9 protein-coding genes are annotated in these 18,312 nt (G+C 61.1%); 5 read left to right on the forward strand and 4 right to left on the reverse strand.

Annotated elements, in window-relative coordinates:
- Positions 1-145 precede the first annotated feature (145 nt).
- From NA647_RS14975 to NA647_RS14990, 4 genes are all read left to right on the forward strand, one after another.
- Positions 146-1,375 (forward strand): efflux RND transporter periplasmic adaptor subunit, encoded by a 1,230-nt coding sequence (locus NA647_RS14975; protein WP_256058424.1) that lies wholly within the window; start codon positions 146-148, stop codon positions 1,373-1,375.
- Positions 1,376-1,487: 112 nt separating this feature from the next.
- Positions 1,488-4,658, forward strand: coding sequence for an efflux RND transporter permease subunit (locus NA647_RS14980; protein WP_256058425.1), 3,171 nt, complete (start codon positions 1,488-1,490; stop codon positions 4,656-4,658).
- Complete coding sequence (locus tag NA647_RS14985; protein WP_256058427.1) at positions 4,655-6,058, forward strand: efflux transporter outer membrane subunit; 1,404 nt, start codon at positions 4,655-4,657, stop codon at positions 6,056-6,058. Before NA647_RS14980 ends, NA647_RS14985 begins: the two co-directional genes overlap by 4 nt.
- Positions 6,059-6,274: 216 nt before the next feature.
- Entirely contained in the window at positions 6,275-7,267 is a 993-nt protein-coding gene (locus tag NA647_RS14990; protein WP_336604959.1) for a TRAP transporter substrate-binding protein, read from the forward strand.
- 143 nt (positions 7,268-7,410) lie between these two features.
- Here NA647_RS14990 and NA647_RS14995 read toward each other — a convergent pair whose 3' ends face one another.
- The 4 genes from NA647_RS14995 to NA647_RS15010 all read right to left on the reverse strand — a co-directional run bounded on the left by NA647_RS14995 (position 7,411) and on the right by NA647_RS15010 (position 16,493).
- The gene (locus NA647_RS14995) at positions 7,411-8,886 is read right to left on the reverse strand and encodes an efflux transporter outer membrane subunit (protein WP_256058429.1); all 1,476 of its coding nucleotides are present in this window, start codon (positions 8,884-8,886) and stop codon (positions 7,411-7,413) included.
- A complete protein-coding gene (locus tag NA647_RS15000) occupies positions 8,883-11,987 on the reverse strand; it encodes an efflux RND transporter permease subunit (RefSeq protein WP_256058431.1) in 3,105 nt (1,034 codons plus the stop codon). Before NA647_RS15000 ends, NA647_RS14995 begins: the two co-directional genes overlap by 4 nt.
- Before the next feature lie 184 nt (positions 11,988-12,171).
- Positions 12,172-15,252, reverse strand: coding sequence for an MdtB/MuxB family multidrug efflux RND transporter permease subunit (locus NA647_RS15005; protein ID WP_256058432.1), 3,081 nt, complete (start codon positions 15,250-15,252; stop codon positions 12,172-12,174).
- Positions 15,249-16,493, reverse strand: coding sequence for an MdtA/MuxA family multidrug efflux RND transporter periplasmic adaptor subunit (locus NA647_RS15010; RefSeq protein ID WP_256058433.1), 1,245 nt, complete (start codon positions 16,491-16,493; stop codon positions 15,249-15,251). Before NA647_RS15010 ends, NA647_RS15005 begins: the two co-directional genes overlap by 4 nt.
- A gap of 273 nt (positions 16,494-16,766) precedes the next feature.
- On the opposite strand from NA647_RS15010, the gene murJ reads away from it, so the two are divergent.
- Entirely contained in the window at positions 16,767-18,233 is a 1,467-nt protein-coding gene (murJ, locus tag NA647_RS15015; RefSeq protein ID WP_256058434.1) for a murein biosynthesis integral membrane protein MurJ, read from the forward strand.
- Positions 18,234-18,312 lie beyond the last annotated feature (79 nt).

Here is an 18,312-nt window from a genome sequence, read left to right on the forward strand (position 1 = left end):
TCCGGCCGTTTTGCCGAAACGAGCCTTCCCGCCCTACCCGAATCATCATCGGAAGTGATAACTACATTCGCCTCGTTCGATTTCTGCATAGAGAACCCGCCCCGCACACTTCGCCCAACATAAAAACCCAGTTGCGGAGTCAAGCATGGAACGTTCACTCAACGCCCTGCGTTACCCACTTGTTGCAGTTGTCGCTGCGCTTGTCGGTGCATGCGGGCAGGCGCCTGAAGCCACCGAGGCGGCAATGCCGGCGCCGGCTGTCAGCGTCGCCGAAGTCATCGAGCAGCAAGTCACCGAATGGGACGAACTCACCGGGCGTCTGGAAGCGCCGGAGTCGGTTGAAATCCGACCACGGGTTTCCGGCTTCATCGACAAGGTCGCCTTCGAGGAAGGCGCGCTGGTTAAGAAAGGCGATCTGCTGTTCCAGATCGATCCGCGCCCGTTCGAGGCTCAGGTAAAACGCCTGCAAGCCGAGTTGCAACAGGCGCGCGCCACGCAACAACGCACCGCCAGCGAAGCCCAGCGCGGCGAGCGGCTACGGGCCAATAATGCGATCTCCGCTGAATTGGCCGATGCCCGCGTCAGCGCTGCCAGCGAAGCGAAATCCGCAGTCGCGGCGATCCAGGCACAACTGGACGCAGCCAAGCTAGACCTCAGCTTTACCCGCGTCACTGCACCCATCGACGGCCGCGCGGGTCGCGCCATGATCACCGCCGGCAATCTGGTCAACGCTGGCGAGGCGCTGCTCACCACGCTGGTTTCCACCAGCGAGGTCTACGCCTACTTCGAGGCGGATGAGCGTACCTACCTGAAGTACCGCGAGCTGGCCCGCAACGGCACACGTGGCGAATCGACTCCGGTGTATCTCGGCCTTTCCAGTGAGGACGGTCACCCGCACCTCGGCCGCATGGACTTCATCGACAACCAGGTCGATCCGCGTACCGGCACCATCCGCGGGCGCGCCGTGTTCGACAACCGTGACGGGCGCTTCACGCCTGGCCTTTATGCACAGATGAAGCTGGTCGGGAGCGCCACCTACGACGCAGTGCTGATCAAGGACGTCGCAGTGGGGACCGATTGGGGCAAGAAGTTCGTGCTGGTGCTTGGCGAGGACGGGAAGGTGAATTACCGCTCCATCGAACTGGGGCCGAAGCTCGAAGGGCTGCGCATCGTCCGCAGTGGCCTTAATGAAGGCGAGACTATCGTCGTCAACGGCCTGCAGCGTGTCCGTCCGGGTAATGCAGTTGAGCCGCAAACCGTGCCGATGGCAGACGCCGATACCCTCGCCGCGCTCAAGGAGCAGCACCGCGCCATCACTGCGGCGTTCAAGACCGAAGTGGTCGACCGCAGCGTGGCGCGGCGTCCTAGCAGTTGAACAGATAGCAGCTGAGCTAACGCCTAGCCCGTCGTCCGAGCGCTTCGGCGCACATCAAAACAATCGATTCCGTCAGGGTGCGTAATGCGCACCCTCTCCCCCGGAGTGCGTCATGAATTTCTCTCAATTCTTCATTCAGCGGCCAATCTTTGCGGCGGTGTTGTCCCTGGTGATCCTCATCGGCGGCGCCATCTCCCTGTTCCAGTTGCCGATCAGCGAGTACCCGGAGGTCGTTCCGCCCACTGTGGTGGTGCGCGCCGAGTTCCCCGGCGCCAACCCCAAGGTGATCGGCGAAACTGTCGCCTCGCCGCTGGAGCAGGCCATTACTGGCGTTGAGGGCATGCTCTACATGTCGTCTCAGGCCACCGCCGACGGCAAGCTCACGCTGACCATCACCTTCGCCCTCGGTACTGATCTGGATAATGCCCAGGTGCAGGTGCAGAACCGTGTGACCCGCACGATGCCGACGCTGCCCACCGAAGTGCAGCGCCTCGGTGTAACGGTGGACAAGGCCTCGCCGGACCTGACCATGGTGGTGCACCTGACCTCGCCGGATGAGCGCTACGACATGCTTTATCTGTCCAACTACGCGGCTCTCAACGTCAAGGACGAGCTGGCGCGGCTGGACGGCATCGGCGACGTACAGTTGTTCGGCATGGGTAATTACTCGCTGCGTGTCTGGCTCGACCCAAACAAGGTCGCCTCGCGCAACCTCACCGCGTCCGATGTGGTCAACGCGATCCGCGAGCAGAACCGTCAGGTCGCAGCCGGCTCACTTGGCGCGCCGCCTGCTCCGGGTGCGACTGATTTCCAACTTTCGATCAACACGCAGGGCCGGTTGGTCACTGAGGACGAATTCGAGAACATCATCGTTCGCGCCGGCGAAGACGGCTCGATTACCCGTCTCCGGGACATTGCGCGTATCGAACTGGGGTCCAGTCAGTACGCCCTGCGGTCGCTACTGAACAACCAGCCCGCCGTCGCCATCCCGGTATTCCAGCGTCCCGGCTCCAATGCCATCGAAATCTCCGACTCGGTACGGGCTCGCATGGCCGAGCTGAAGCAGGACTTTCCCGAGGGCGTGGACTACGAAATCGTCTACGACCCGACCATTTTCGTCCGCGGTTCCATCGAGGCGGTAGTGCATACCCTGCTCGAAGCCATCGTGCTGGTGGTCCTCGTGGTGATCCTGTTCCTGCAGACCTGGCGTGCCTCGATCATCCCGCTAGCCGCCGTGCCGGTATCGTTGATCGGTACCTTCGCCGTCATGCACATGCTCGGCTTCTCGCTCAATGCGCTGTCGCTGTTCGGCCTAGTTCTGGCGATCGGCATCGTGGTGGACGACGCGATCGTCGTGGTGGAAAACGTCGAACGCAACATTGGGCTCGGCAAGTCGCCGGTCGAAGCCACCAAGCAAGCGATGAAGGAAGTGACGGGGCCGATTGTCGCTACGGCCCTGGTGCTGTGCGCGGTATTCATCCCGACTGCGTTCATTTCCGGTCTTACCGGGCAGTTTTATCAGCAGTTCGCATTGACTATCGCCATCTCGACAGTTATTTCGGCGTTCAACTCGCTGACTCTGTCGCCAGCACTCGCCGCTGCACTGCTGCGCAGCCACGACGCACCTAAGGACGGCTTCTCACGCCTGCTGGATAAGCTTTTCGGCGGCTGGTTGTTCGCGCCGTTCAACCGAATGTTCGAGCGTGCCAGTCACGGTTATGTCGGCGCGGTGAAGCGCATCCTGCGCGGTAGCGGCATTGCCCTGGTGGTCTATATCGGGCTGGTGGGACTGGGCTATATGGGCTTTGCCAGCACGCCGACCGGTTTCGTGCCGCCGCAGGATAAGCAGTACCTGGTGGCCTTCGCGCAGTTGCCAGATGCCGCCACGCTGGATCGCACCGAGGATGTGATCAAACGCATGTCGCAGATCGCCAGCGAACATCCGGGAGTGGAGAACACCGTCGCCTTTCCGGGTCTGTCGATTAATGGCTTCACCAACAGCCCCAACAGCGGCATCGTCTTCACCCCGCTCAAGCCGTTCGACGAGCGCAAAGACCCGGCGCTTTCGGCCAACGCCATCGCGGCAGATCTGAATGGGCAGTTCGCGCAGATCCAGGACGCCTTCATCGCCATCTTCCCGCCGCCACCGGTTCAGGGTCTGGGCACCATCGGGGGGTTCCGCATACAAGTGCAGGATCGCGGCAACCTCGGCTACGAAGAACTATACAAACAAGTCCAGAACGTCCTTGCCAAGAGCGCCGAGTATCCGGAGCTGGCCGGGCTGTTTACCAGCTACCAGGTCAACGTGCCGCAAATCGATGCTGATATCGATCGAGAAAAAGCCAAAACCCATAGTGTTCCGATCGACCAGATTTTCGACACCATGCAGGTCTACCTCGGATCGCTGTATGCCAACGACTTTAACCGCTTCGGTCGCACCTATCAGGTGAACGTTCAAGCCGAGCAGAAGTTTCGTCTGACGCCCGAGCAGATCGGCCAACTGAAAGTACGCAACGATCGCGGCGAAATGGTCCCGCTGTCGACCTTCGTCAAGGTCAGCGACAGCGCAGGTCCCGATCGGGTGATGCACTACAACGGCTTCCTCACCGCTGAAATCAACGGTGCGGCGGCTCCAGGCTACAGCTCCGGCCAGGCTGAAGACGCCATGGAGCGGCTGCTTCAGGCCGAGCTGCCGAACGGTATGAGCTACGAATGGACCGAACTGACCTATCAGCAAATTCTGGCCGGTAACACCGCAATGTTCGTCTTCCCGCTCTGCGTCCTGCTGGCGTTCTTGGTGCTGGCGGCGCAATACGAGAGCTGGAGCTTGCCGCTGGCGGTGATCCTGATCGTGCCGATGACGCTGCTGTCGGCCATCACAGGAGTGATCCTGTCTGGTGGCGACAATAACGTGTTCACTCAGATTGGCCTGATCGTGCTGGTGGGGCTGGCGTGCAAGAACGCGATCCTCATCGTCGAGTTTGCCAAGGACAAGCAGGAAGAAGGCATGGATCGGTTGGCTGCGGTACTCGAAGCCTGCCGGCTGCGGCTGCGGCCGATTCTGATGACCAGCTTCGCCTTCATCATGGGCGTGGTACCGCTGGTACTTTCAACCGGAGCCGGTGCCGAGATGCGCCATGCCATGGGTGTCGCGGTGTTCAGCGGGATGCTTGGCGTGACCTTCTTCGGGCTGCTACTGACTCCGGTGTTCTATCTGGTGATTCGCGCCTTCGTCGAACGGCGCGAGGAGAAAAAAGCTGTATTGAAGGAGATTCATGCATGAAGGCTGTAATCACCACCCCGCTCCTGCTAGCCGCGATATTGACGCTCAGCGCCTGTGCGGTGGGGCCCGACTACCGTACGCCGGAAACGGCTCCGGCAGAAATTGATCGGGCCACAGCAGAAGACTTCGACCGCTCACGGTTCGAATCCGCCTGGTGGCACCAATTTGAAGACCCGACGCTCGATGCCCTGGTCGGTCAGGCCTTGGCTGAGAACCGTGAGCTGCGCATCGCCTTCTCCCGGTTACGTGCGGCGCGTTCGATCCGAGACGATGCCGCCAATGATCGCTTACCCACCGTGACTGCCGGGGCCAGCGCCGAATACGGCAAAGCCCAGCAACCCGGTTTCAGCGAGGAACGCAGCAACATCGAGCGCTACGATCTGGGCCTGGATATGGCTTGGGAACTGGACCTGTTCGGACGTATCCAGCGGCGTATCGAAGCCAGCGAAGCACAGACTGAAGCCGCCGAAGCTGAGCTCTACCAGTTGCAAGTGAGCCTGATCGCCGAGCTGGTGGACGCCTATGGTCAGCTGCGCGGCGCCCAGCTGCGTGAACGCATTGCGCGGGAGAACCTGGACAATCAGCGCGACTCGCATCAGCTGACCGAACAACTGCGCGACGCCGGTATGGGGAGCGAACTCGATGTCCTGCGCGCCGATGCCCGTTTGGCCGCTACCGAGGCCAGCCTGCCGCAATTTCAGGCCGCCCAGAGCCGCGCGCGCAATCGCATCGCTACTCTGCTCGGCCAGCGCGCCGATCAGCTCAGCGTCGACCTGTCGCCACGTGAATTGCCGGCGATTGCCAAAGCGTTGCCGATCGGCGATCCCGGCGAATTGCTGCGTCGTCGTCCAGACATCCGGGCGGCAGAGCGTCAACTGGCCGCAGCCACGGCCAATGTTGGCGTTGCGACGGCGGATCTGTTCCCGCGGGTGAGCCTGTCCGGCTTCCTCGGTTTCATCGCCGGGCGCGGTTCGCAGATTGGCTCCAGCGCCGCGCAGGCCTGGGGAGCCGCACCGAGCATCAGCTGGGCGGCGTTCGACATGGGTAGCGTACGTGCCAGATTGCGCGGTGCCGAAGCCGATGCCGAGGGTGCATTGGCAGGCTACGAACAGCAGGTGTTGCTGGCGCTGGAAGAGTCTGAGAACGCCTTCAGCGACTACGCCCGTGCCCAGGAACGGCTGCTGTCGTTGCTACGTCAATCCAGCGCCAGCCGCGCAGCGGCGCAACAGGCCGAGATCCGCTATCGCGAAGGAACGGTGGACTTCCTTGTGCTACTGGACGCCGAGCGTGAACGGCTGGCCGCCGAAGACGCTCAGGCCCAAGCCGAAATTGAGCTCTATCGCGGTGTCGTCGCGCTCTACAAAGCCTTGGGTGGCGGTTGGCAGCTATCCAACAGTTGACCCGCGGATAGCTCTGGACCACTGCTTTGCAAGGCAAAGCAGTGGTCCATGGGAGCAAATTGTGATGCGTTTCCGCTCCCGCTCTTTCAATCATGAATTTTGCGAGAATGCGCTTTAGATGGTTCGGCTTATTTGGCATAACGTCGCGTTGAAGCTCAATCGCATTCGGCTCCCGGATGCAATGCCAACCAACCAGAATAAAGAGCCTTTCAAATGATCAAGCCGATCATCACCCTCGCCGGACTGATGCTGGCACTGACCGCGACAGTGGTCGAAGCAGAGCCAATCGTTATCAAGTTCGCCCATGTCGTTGCCGAAGAAACCCCTAAGGGCAAGGGCGCCCTGCTGTTCAAACGACTGGTCGAAGAGCGCCTGCCGGGCCAGGTAACCGTCGAGGTCTACCCAAACTCTACCCTGTATGGCGATGCCGACGAACTGGATGCCTTGAGCAAGAACGAAGTCCAACTGCTCGCGCCTTCGCTGGCCAAGTTCGAGCAGTACACCAAGCAGGTGCAGGTCTTCGATCTGCCGTTCCTGTTCGACGATTTGGACGCCGTCAATCGCTTCCAAAAGCGCGCCAAGGGGCGTCAGCTGCTGCGTTCGATGGAAAAAGAAAACATTACCGGCCTGGCTTACTGGCACAACGGCATGAAACAGCTGTCGGCCACCAAGGCGCTGCGCTTGCCGAGCGATGCGAACGGCCTGGCATTCCGCATTCAGCCGTCGGCGGTTCTGGAATCACAGTTCGCCCAGGTAGGGGCACCTACAAAGAAAATCGCCTTTGCCGATGTATTCGCGTCGTTGCAGAACGGCACCGTCCAGGGCGCGGAAAATCCCTGGTCGAATATCTACAGTAAGAACATGCATACCGTGCAGCCGTACATCACCGAGAGCAACCACGGCGTGCTCGACTACATGCTGGTGAGCAACACGCGCTTCTGGTACGGCATCCCGCACAGCATTCGCACCGAACTCGAAGGCATCATCAATGAGGTGACCTACGCGGTGAACCGCGCCGCCGAAGAAGCCAACCAGGCCCATCGCGAGCGCATCCGCCAGGCCGGCACGTCGCAAATCATCGAGCTCACTGCTGCCGAGCGCGAAGCCTGGCGTGAAGCCATGCGGCCGGTATGGAAGGAGTTCGAGCCGGTGATCGGTGCCGACATCATCAAAGCGGCACAGACGGTGAATCGCAAGCAACGCGATTGATCTACCAGTTGCCCAGGCGCTCGCCTACTCTGACGAAACCCCGCGATTGCGGGGTTTCGTTTTTTAATCGAACGCTCTACATCGCGGGCGGGTATTGGACGAATCCCCGTCATCCATCACCGGCAATCACAGGCGCCAAACACTCAGCGCTCCGCCCCTTCGAACACCGGCTCCTGCTCCAGTTGAGCCTCGTCCCAACCACCGCCAAGCGCCGCAATCAGTTGCACGCTGGCCGCCAGCCGATCCCCCAGCAATGCGAGATTGGTCCGCTCGTTGTTCAATGCAGTGGTCTGCACCGTCGCCACGCTGAGGAAGTCCACAGTCCCAGCGCGATACTGGTTTTCGATCAGACGCAGCGATTCCTGCGCCGCTTCCAGCGCCTCTCGTTGCACAACCGTTTCCTCGGCAAGCACGCGCAGTTGCACGAGGTTGTCCTCGACTTCACGGAAGCTGTCGAGCACCGTCTGGCGATAACTGGCCACAGTCTGGTCATAGCTGGCTTCAGCCGCTTCGAGGTCGGCACGGCGACCGCCGAAATCGAGTAGCGTCAGCGCCAGCTGAGGGCCCAGCGACCAGAAGCGGTTGGGCACGCTGATCAGGTCGCTGAAACTGCTGTTGCGATAGCCGCCGCTAGCGCTCAAGGTCAGGTCCGGATACCAGGCCGCTTCGGCCACGCCGATCTGCGCATTGGCGGCCATGACCTGGCGCTCGGCCGAGGCGATGTCCGGCCGCCGCTCCAACAATTGCGACGGCAAGGCCAGTGGTACTTCGGGCAATTGTGGAATGTCGCGTCGTTCGGCAATGGTCAGCTCCGAGGGCGGCACGCCAACGAGCACCGCGATGGCGTGCTCCATCTGCGCGCGTTGCCAGCGCAGGTCGATCGCTTGGGCCTGGGTGCTTTTCAGCTGGGTCAGGGCCTGGCTGACGTCGGACTTGGGCACGATGCCAGCCTCGTACTGGTTTTCTGTCAGGCGCAACGAGCGGGCAAAAGCCTCCACCGTCTGGTCCAGCAACCGCTGCTGCTCGTCCATCACGCGCAATTGCAGATAGGTCTGGACCAGTTCGGACTGCAGGCTCAGACGGACCGCCGCCAAGTCCGCTGCGCTCGCTTGCATGTTGGCGCGGTTGGCCTCCAGATTGCGGCGCAGGCGCCCCCAGATATCGAGTTCCCATGACGCGTCGAGGCCGACATCGTAGCTCTCGCTTACACCGCCACCGCTACCGACGTACTGCGACGAGTTATTGCCAGAGCTACCCTGCCCTCCACGGGACACGCCGCCACTGGCCCCCACGACGGGAAACAGCTGCGAACGCGCCCCCCGTACCAAGGCACGCGCTTGGCGATACTGCGCTTCGGCTGCCGCCAGATTCTGGTTGGAAACGTTCAGCCGACCAACCAGCGCATTCAGCTCGGCATCGCCGTAGAGCGCCCACCAGTCGCCACGCTGCAAGACGTCCGCCGGGGCGGCGGTCTTCCATCCTTCGGCCTGCTTGAACTCCGTGGCAACGGGCAGTTCCGGCCGTTGGTAGTCGGGACCCAAGGTGCAAGCACCGAGCGAAAACGCCATGACCATCAGGGCCAGCGGGCGCAAGGGAGATTTCAAATACGACGAATTCATAGCGGATTTTCCAGGGCGGCATCGGTGCGCACACCACGCCAGCGGTTGAAGCGATGACGCGCGCGATCCAGGTACAGATAGACGACCGGCGTGGTGTAAAGCGTGAGGATCTGGCTGAGGATCAACCCGCCGACGATGGTCAGGCCCAGCGGTTGGCGCATCTCGGCCCCTTCGGCACCGCCCATGAGCAACGGTAAGGCGCCGAGGATCGCGGCCATGGTGGTCATCAGAATTGGGCGGAAGCGCAACAGGCATGAACGGCGGATCGACTCTTGCGGAGACAAGTGGTCGTTGCGCTCGAACTGCAGCGCCAGATCGATCATCAGGATCGCGTTCTTCTTGACGACACCGATCAGCAGGAACAGACCGAGCAGGGAAATCAGGCTGAACTGTTCGCGCATCAGGATGATGGCCAACAGCGCACCGACGCCCGCAGACGGCAGCGTGGAGAGGATCGTCAACGGATGGATATAGCTTTCGTAGAGAATGCCGAGCACGATGTAAACCAGCAACAGAGCGCCCAAGATCATCAGCGGCTGCCCCTCCTGCGTAGCCTTGAAGACATCACCGGTGCCACCTAGACGCCCCTGCACCTCGCTGGGCATGCCGATGGCGGCAACCGCACGATCAATAGCCCGTGTCGCCTGATCTAGACTCACACCGGGCGCCAGATCGAAGTCGATGTTCTCCGCGGCGAACTGCCCATCATGACTGACACGGTCTTCTTCAAGGCTGCGCTCATAGCTTGCAAACGCAGCCAGGGGCACCCGCCGACCATCGCTGGTGATCACCTGAATCTGCTCAAGCACTTCGGGATTCTGGGCGTACGCCGGGTCGATCTCCATCACCACCTGATACTGGTTAAGCGATTCGTAGATGGTGGAGATCTGCCGCTGGCTGAAGGCGTTGTTCAGCAAGGTAGTGACCGTGCCCATATCGATACCCAACCGCTTGGCTGCGTCTCGGTCCACTTTCAGGCTGATCTGCTGTGCACCTTCGCCGTCGTTGGCATCGATGCTGGTCAACTCCGGCAACGCCATCAGCGCGCGTGTCACCTGCGGCACCCAGGCGCGCAGGTCGGCCAGATCGCTGGCCAGCAGGTTGTAGGAATATGCCGAACTGCTCTGACGTCCTCCACCGAATTGCAGATCCTGATCTGCCATAAGGAACATGCGTCCACCCGGGACTTTCGGCTGATTGGCGCGGATCCGCTCGATGACCTTCTGTGCGGATATCTCGCGTTCTGCCAGTGGTTTGAGCCGGACGATCATGAAGGCGTTGTTTATGCCGCCCTGCCCGCCAATGAAACCGGCCACGCTTTCCACCGCTGGATCGGCCAGCACGGCTTGGCGGTAGGTTTCCATCTTAGGCTGCATGACTTGGAACGACAGCCCATCGTCGCCGCGGATGAAGCCAGTCAGCTGGCCGGTATCCTGCTGTGGCAGGAAGGTTTTGGGCACTTCGATATAAAGAAAAACGTTTAGCCCAATGGTCGCTAGCAGCGTGAACAGCGTAATCCGGTGATGGCGCAGCGCCCAACCCAGGGATCGATCGTAATGACGCAGCAGCCATTGATGCGCATCGTGGCTCCAGCGGTGCAGACCTCCTTCTTGCGAGGCTTCGTGAGGCTTCAACCAACGGGCACAAAGCATCGGCGTCAGCGTCAGCGACACCAACAGCGAGACCAGGATGGCCGCCGCCAGGGTGATGGAGAACTCGCGAAACAGCCGTTCCACGATGCCGCCCATGAATAGGATCGAAACGAAAACCACCACTAGCGACAGATTCATCGACAGCAGCGTGAAGCCCACCTCCCGCGTCCCTATATACGCAGCGCGCATTGGCGGGACGCCGTCATCGATGTGTCGTGCGATGTTTTCCAGCACCACAATGGCATCGTCCACCACCAGCCCGGCCGCCAGAATCAACGCCATCAGCGACAACACATTGAGCGAGAAGCCGAACAAGTACATCACGGCGAAGGTGCCAACCAGCGACACCGGCACCGCCAGCGCCGGAATCAACGCCGTGCGTAGCCGTCCGAGGAAGAGAAACACCAGCACGATGACCAGCCCTACCGCGATCAGCAATGTGCGCTCGGCTTCGTGCAGTGTCGCGCGGATGACCGGCGAACGGTCCATCGCCACCGCCATCTTGACGCTACCAGGCACGATAGCCTGTAGCGCGGGCAGTTCATTGCGAATGCCTTCAATGGTTTCGATGATGTTGGCGCCGGCCTGGCGGTTGATGATCAGCAGCACGGCGCGTTCGTTGTTGAAGAAGCCGTCGTTGTAGCGATCCTCCACCGCATCGCTGACCTTGGCCACGTCGCTCAGGCGCAAGGCGGCGCCATCCTGGTAGCGAATGATCAGCGGCAGATAATCCGCCGCCTCGTGCAACTGGTCGCTGGCTTGCACCTGCCAGTGACGATGATCGTCTTCGACCATGCCTTTGGGTCGGCGTACATTAGCCGAGGCGATGGTCTGACGGACCTCGTCGAGGGACACGCCGTATTGCTCGAGTTGTTGCGGTTGAAGTTCGACGCGCACCGCCGGAAGCGAACTGCCACCGACCTGCACCTCACCCACACCGGGCACCTGCGATAACTTCTGCGCCAGCACCGTGGAGCCGATATCGTAGAGCTGGCCTTTGTCGAGCACATCGGAGGTCAGCGACAGCACCATGATCGGCGCCTGCGATGGGTTGACCTTGCGGTACGTAGGCATGCTGCGCATACCGCTGGGCAGCAGATTGCGCGCAGCGTTGATCGCTGCCTGAACCTCACGCGCAGCACCGTTGATGTCGCGGTCTAGGTCGAACTCGATGATGATCCGCGTCGAGCCCTGACTGCTGCGGCTGCTCATCTGGTTGACACCGGCGATGCTGCCGAGCGACCGCTCCAGCGGCGTCGCCACGCTGGACGCCATGATTTCCGGACTGGCCCCAGGCAGACTGGCCTGCACCGTGATTACCGGAAAATCCATGTTCGGCAGCGGCGACACCGGCAGCAAGCCAAAACTGACCCCGCCCAACAGCAGGATCGCCAGGCTCAGCAACATGGTCGCCACCGGACGGGCGATGAAAGGTGCGGACAAGTTCATCGCGCAAAAGCCGCTGGAGATTGAAGGCTGGAGACTGGACGAGCCGGCAGCACCAAGCGCTTTTGCCCCCCAGCCATATCATCGACAACCTTGTAACCGACCGTAGGATGGGTGCAACCCATCGAGCCAAGGTGATGGGTTGCACCCATCCTACGGGCTGGCCTCGGGCGTCTTTTCGAACCGGTCATACGCCCACCTCTTGTCCTGCCACGTTCTTACGGGCAAAACGACTGCCCAACCGATCGAAGAACAAATAGATCACCGGCGTGGTGAACAGCGTCAGCAACTGGCTCAACAGTAGACCACCAACCAGGACCAAACCCAGCGGCTGACGCAGCTCGGCACCGGAGCCGGAAGCGAGCATCAGCGGTACCGCGCCGAACAATGCGGCCAATGTGGTCATCAGGATCGGACGGAAGCGCAGCAGTGCCGCCCGGTAGATCGCATCCTGCGGGCTCATGCCCTGCTGACGCTCAGCCTCCAGCGCAAAGTCGATCATCATGATCGCGTTTTTCTTGACGATACCGATCAGCAGGATGATGCCGATGATGGCGATCAGCCCCAAGTCGTTGCCGGTCAGCAACAATGCGAGCAAGGCGCCGACGGCCGCCGACGGCAACGTCGAGAGAATGGTGATCGGATGGATATAGCTCTCATATAGCACGCCGAGCACGATATACATGGTCACCACCGCGGCCAAAATCAGCAGCAGCGTGCTCGACAGCGAAGCCTGGAAAGCCTCGGCAGCGCCCTGAAAACGGCTCTGTATGCCTGCGGGCAGACCGATCTCGGCTTCGACGCCTTCGATCACCTCCACCGCTTCGCCCAATGAGACGCCATCGGCCAGGTTGAACGACAAGGTGACGGCCGGGAACTGACCGATATGGTTGATCAGCAGGGGCGCATTACGCTGTTCCAGCGTCGCCAGGCTCGACAGCCGCACCGGCGTGCCACCCTCGCTCTGCACGAACAGTTCCTCCAGCGCCTGCGCGCCAAGACGGCTGCCCGACTCGGCTTCCAGCACCACGCGGTACTGGCTGGCCTGAGTAAAGATCGTCGAAATCTGCCGCTGACCGAAGGCGTCGTACAGCGCGTCGGTGATGGCCGAAACTTCTATTCCGAGACGAGCTGCGGCATCGCGGTCGATGTCCAGATAAATCTGCAGGCCATTGCTCTGCAGGTCGCTGGCGATATCGGTCAGTTCCGGGCGTTCGCGGAGCGCCTCTACCAGCCGCGGCGTCCACTCCTGCAGCAGTTCGCCATCCGGCGACTCGAGGCTGAACTGGAACTGTGTACGACTGACCCGATCTTCGATCGACAGATCCTGCACCGGCTGCATGTACAACTCGATACCTGGCAGCTTCGCCAGTTCCGGTCGTAGCCGATCGATGACCTGGCTGGCCGTGACGTCCCGTTCACCGTGGGGCTTGAGGTTGATCAGCAAACGACCGCTATTGAGCGTGACGTTATCACCGTCCACGCCGATATAGGACGACAGGCTGTCCACCGCCGGATCGTCGAGGATCACTCGCGCAAGTGATTGCTGACGTTCGCTCATGGCGCGGAAGGAAATCGATTGAGGCGCTTCACTGATGCCTTGAATCACGCCGGTATCCTGCACCGGAAAGAAACCTTTCGGCACAGCCAGGTAAAGCACCACGGTCAATCCCAGGGTCAACACAGCAACCAGCAGGGTCAGCGTCTGGTGCCCCAGCACCCAGGTCAGCCAGCGCGCGTAGCCGCCGATGAGCCGCTCGACCCAATCCGGCTTGGCTTCATCCACGGTGGCCGGCTTGAGCAATTTGGCGCACATCATCGGCGTCAACGTCAGGGACACCACGAGCGATATCAAAATAGCGACCGCCAGTGTGATCGCGAACTCGCGGAACAGACGTCCTACCACGTCCTGCATGAACAGCAGCGGAATCAGCACGGCGATTAGCGACAACGTCAGCGAAATCAGGGTGAAACCGATCTGCTTGGCCCCTTTGAGCGCGGCCTGAAGTGGCGTCTCACCCTCCTCCACATGGCGAGCGATGTTTTCGAGCATGACGATGGCATCGTCCACGACGAAGCCGGTGGCGATGGTCAGCGCCATCAGCGTCAGGTTATTCAGGGAAAAGCCGGCGAGATGCATGATCGCAAAGGTGCCCACCAGCGACAACGGTACGGCAATCGACGGAATGATCGTCGCCGACAGCCGCTTGAGGAATACGAACGTGACCATGACCACGAGGACCGTGGCCATCAACAGCTCATGCTGCACGTCGGTGATGGCGGCACGGATGGTCTGGGTACGATCGGTGAGCACCACCACGTCGGGACCGGCCGGCATGCTGGCGGTGACTTCGGGTAGCAACGCCTGGATACGTTCGACCACATCGATCACGTTCGCGCCGGGTTGGCGCTGGATGTTCAGCAACACGGCCTGGGATTCGTTGGCCCAGGCGGCGAGGCGTTCGTTCTCGGCGCCATCGATAATGTCGGCGACATGCTTCAAGCGCAGCGTCGCGCCGTTTTCATACGCCAGGATGAGTTCGGCATATTCCTCCGGAGTTTTCAGCTGATCATTGGCGTCGAGCATCGATACCCGGGTGGGGCCGTCGAAATTGCCTTTGGGCTGATTGACGTTGGAGCTGGTCACCAGCGAACGAACGTCGGCCAGCGACAATCCGTACGACGCAAGCGCTTCTGGGTTGACCCGAATGCGTACCGCGGGGCGCTGACCACCGGCGATGCTGACCATGCCCACGCCGCTGATCTGCGCCAGCTTCTGTGCCATGCGCGTATCGACCAGATCATGCAGCTCCGGCAGCGCAAGACTTTCTGACGTGACCGCCAAAGTCATCACCGGCGTATCCGCCGGATTGACTTTGTTGTAGACCGGCGGCGCCGGCAAGTCGTTGGGTAGCAGGTTGCTTGCGGCATTGATGGCCGCCTGGACTTCCTGCTCGGCCACGTCCAGCTCGACTTCGAGGGAGAAACGCAGCGTGATCACTGACGCGCCGCCCGAGCTGGTCGAAGACATCTGGGTCAACCCCGGCATTTGACCGAATTGGCGCTCCAGCGGCGCGGTTACGGCGCTGGTCATGACTTCGGGACTGGCACCGGGATACAGCGTCATGACCCGGATGGTTGGATAGTCCACCTGAGGCAGCGCCGATACGGGCAGCATGCGATAGGCGATCAGGCCGGCCAGCAAGATCGCAATCATCGTCAGCGTGGTCGCCACCGGCCGCAGGATGAACAACCGCGAGATGTTCATCGCGCCGGGCGCTCCTTGGCGTTCTGGGGGTCGACCTTGGGATTTTCGGCCGCTTCTTCAGCGAGCGTCTGGCGATCCACCACTTCTACTTCGCTGCCGTCGCGTAGGCGGTCGGTCCCCTCCATGACGATTCGTTCACCCACGCTCAGGCCCTTGGTGATGACGGTATGATCGCCGTTGCTCGGCCCTACTTCGAGGATGCGTAGCTCGACCTTAGAATCGTCGCCGACCACATAGGCGAAGTTTCCGCGCGAGCCGAACTGAAGCGCCGCGGAAGGGATCAGGACGGCATCCTCCAACGTTTCCACACGCAAGCGGATATTGACGAACTGGTTGGGTATCAGCAGCTCGGCTTCGTTGTCGAAGCGGGCTTTCATTTTCAGGGTGCCGGTGGTCGTGTCGATCAGGTTGTCGACGCTTTCCAATACCCCTTCGCCGAAGAGGACTCGCTCACTGCGGTCCCAAGCCTGAACCGACAACTCGTCACCGCGGCGGAAACGGCTTATGACAGGCGGCAACTCGCCCTCTGGCAGCGTGAAGCTGATGGCCATCGGCTGGGTCTGGGTGATGACGACCAGCGGCGTGGTGTCGTTAGCCGCGACGAGGTTGCCCTGATCCAGCTGCCGCAGGCCCACGCGGCCATCGATCGGCGCGCGGATCTGGGTGAATTGCAGGTTCAGCTTGGCCTCGTTGACCGCTGCTTGGTTGGCCGCAAGCGTCCCCTGGTACTGGTTGACCAGCGCCTGCTGGGTGTCGAGCGTCTGCTTGGCGATGCTGTCATCGGCAAACAAACCCTGATAACGCTTGAGATCGACTTGCGCGTTCTGCAGCAATGCGCGGTTCTGCTGCAAGGTGCCTTCCGCCTGCTGCAACGCCACCTCGTAGGGGCGCGGATCGATGACCGCTAGCAGATCGCCAGACTTGACGCGCTGGCCCTCCTCGAAGCGCACCTCGACGAGCTCTCCGGCCACACGGCTGCGTACGTTCACGGTGTTCAACGGCGTGACGGTGCCGAGCGCCTGGGAGTAGACCTCGAACCGTCCCTGCTCGACCGAAGCGACCCGCACCGGCGTTGGCCCACCGAACGCTCCGAATGCCGGACGACCACCGGCTCGCTGTTGGGGTTGTTCCGCTGCGCTAGGCCATAGCCACCAGAGCAGGAGCGCAATCGCGATGACCACGACGCCAATGATCAGCCAGCGCTGCAACGCGCCGGCGCGAGAAGTGTTTGCCTCGGACATGAACTGGGTTCGCCTGGAAATGAGGGTGAACCATAAGCAGTCGAGCCCCGCTGGGAAAGCGGATTTACGGCATTTTTACGTAACCGAGCTTGTCGATGCCAAACACGGCTTTTTAAGCGTGCGTTCCAGGCTCAGGAACCATGTTTGAGCCATCCAGTCTATGTACCGTTCGCTCGGCAGCTGGTGAACCTGACTTCTGTCGATTCATCGCATCTGGTGCGATATGCCGCTATTCATCAGGCCGTCCGATAATGGCCTGCACAGGATCAAGGAATGAACGCATCACTGGTTATTCTGGCGTTGACTGTCGCCAGCTTTCTTCTCGGTTTTCTACGCGACCTGTTCATTGCCAAGGCCTTCGGCCTGAGCTGGGAAGCCGACCTGATCTTCGTTGCGCTGATCCTGCCGATGTTCTTCGAGAATTTCTTTGGCCTCGCCCTTCGCGACGCCATGATTCCGTACCTGCAAAAGTTGCGCAGCCAATCCCAAGCCTTGTTCGAGACCGTCAGCCGCTGGCTTTATTGGCGTGTCATGGGCACGGGTGCGGCGTTCAGTGCCGTTGCCATCGCCGGCAGTTACTGGATCCTCAATCTTCTGGCGCCCGGTTGGACGGACGCTCAGGTCGCCACCGGCCAGATCGTGTTCTGTGTGGGCGCGGCGCTGATCGCCGTTCAGGCCGTCCTGTATTGCCAGGGCGCACTCCTCAACATGGATGAGATCTTCATTCTGCCAATGACGCGCACGGTGTTGCTCAACGCCGGTGCGATCATCGGAATTCTGCTGTTCCAGCCCACCGGGATGGTGATCTTCATCGGCATGCTGCTGCCGCAGCTTGCGCTGATCTGGCTGCAGCACAGGCGGATCGCCTATCTGCGTGGAAGTGAAAACGTTGAAGTGGAGGGGCACCACGGCAGCTTCGGCCTCGCGTTCGCCCCGGTCCTGCTAGCCGCAGGGGCACAACAAGGCTGCATTCTTGCGGAACGGATGTTCGCCTCCTATCTCGACGAAGGCAGCATCACCATGCTGTCTTTCGCATTCCGCATCGTCACCATCCCGCTTACGCTCTACGCGTTGTCAGTCCTATCAGTGCTCTTCCCCCGCTTCGTCTCGAGCTGGAATGACGGTGATTACATTGGTCACGCCGCAGTGATACGCAAAGGATTGTTGGCCACTCTGCTCTTCTTGGTCCCGGCGACCGTGGTGCTCTGCTCATTTCCGCAGCCCGTGGTGTCGGTGCTACTGGAGCGGGGCCAATTCGGAGCTGCGCAAACAGATGCCACTGCATCGCTGGTGGTTCTCTATTCACTTGGCCTGCCGGCGATGGGACTGGCGCTGTTATGGGGCCGCACCCTGCTCGCTCAGCATCAGTCACGGCTGTTTCTGGTGATCACGCTTGTCAGCTCTGCGCTCACCATCAGCCTCGATGCGCTGCTCTACGGCCCATACGGTGCTGAAGGTTTGGCGTTCGCTTTTTCCAGCGGGGCGGCACTGCAGGCGCTGTTCATGGGGCTATATGTTTATCGTGCATCGCCGACGGGTCTGGCTCCGAGCGTACTCCTGCGTTGGATCACCACAGGCGCTACCGTTGCGGCTCTACTGCACTGGCTACCCACGCCGCACGGATTGCTCCAGTTGTGCCTGTACATCGCGTTGATGCTGTGTGCCTTCGCGGCGGGCGTGGTGTTGCTCGGTGAACGGGACCTGTTCAGGCCCAGCTACTGGTCGATGAAGAAGGCCTGACGATATCGGCTTCGCTCCAGCAGGGGTAGCCAGTCAGGAATGAGCTTCAGCGGGAAGATCAGAGCGTTGCTCATGAGCA

The organism is Stutzerimonas stutzeri (assembly GCF_024448985.1).
In the GTDB taxonomy this organism is placed as follows: Bacteria; Pseudomonadota; Gammaproteobacteria; order Pseudomonadales; family Pseudomonadaceae; genus Stutzerimonas; species Stutzerimonas stutzeri_AP.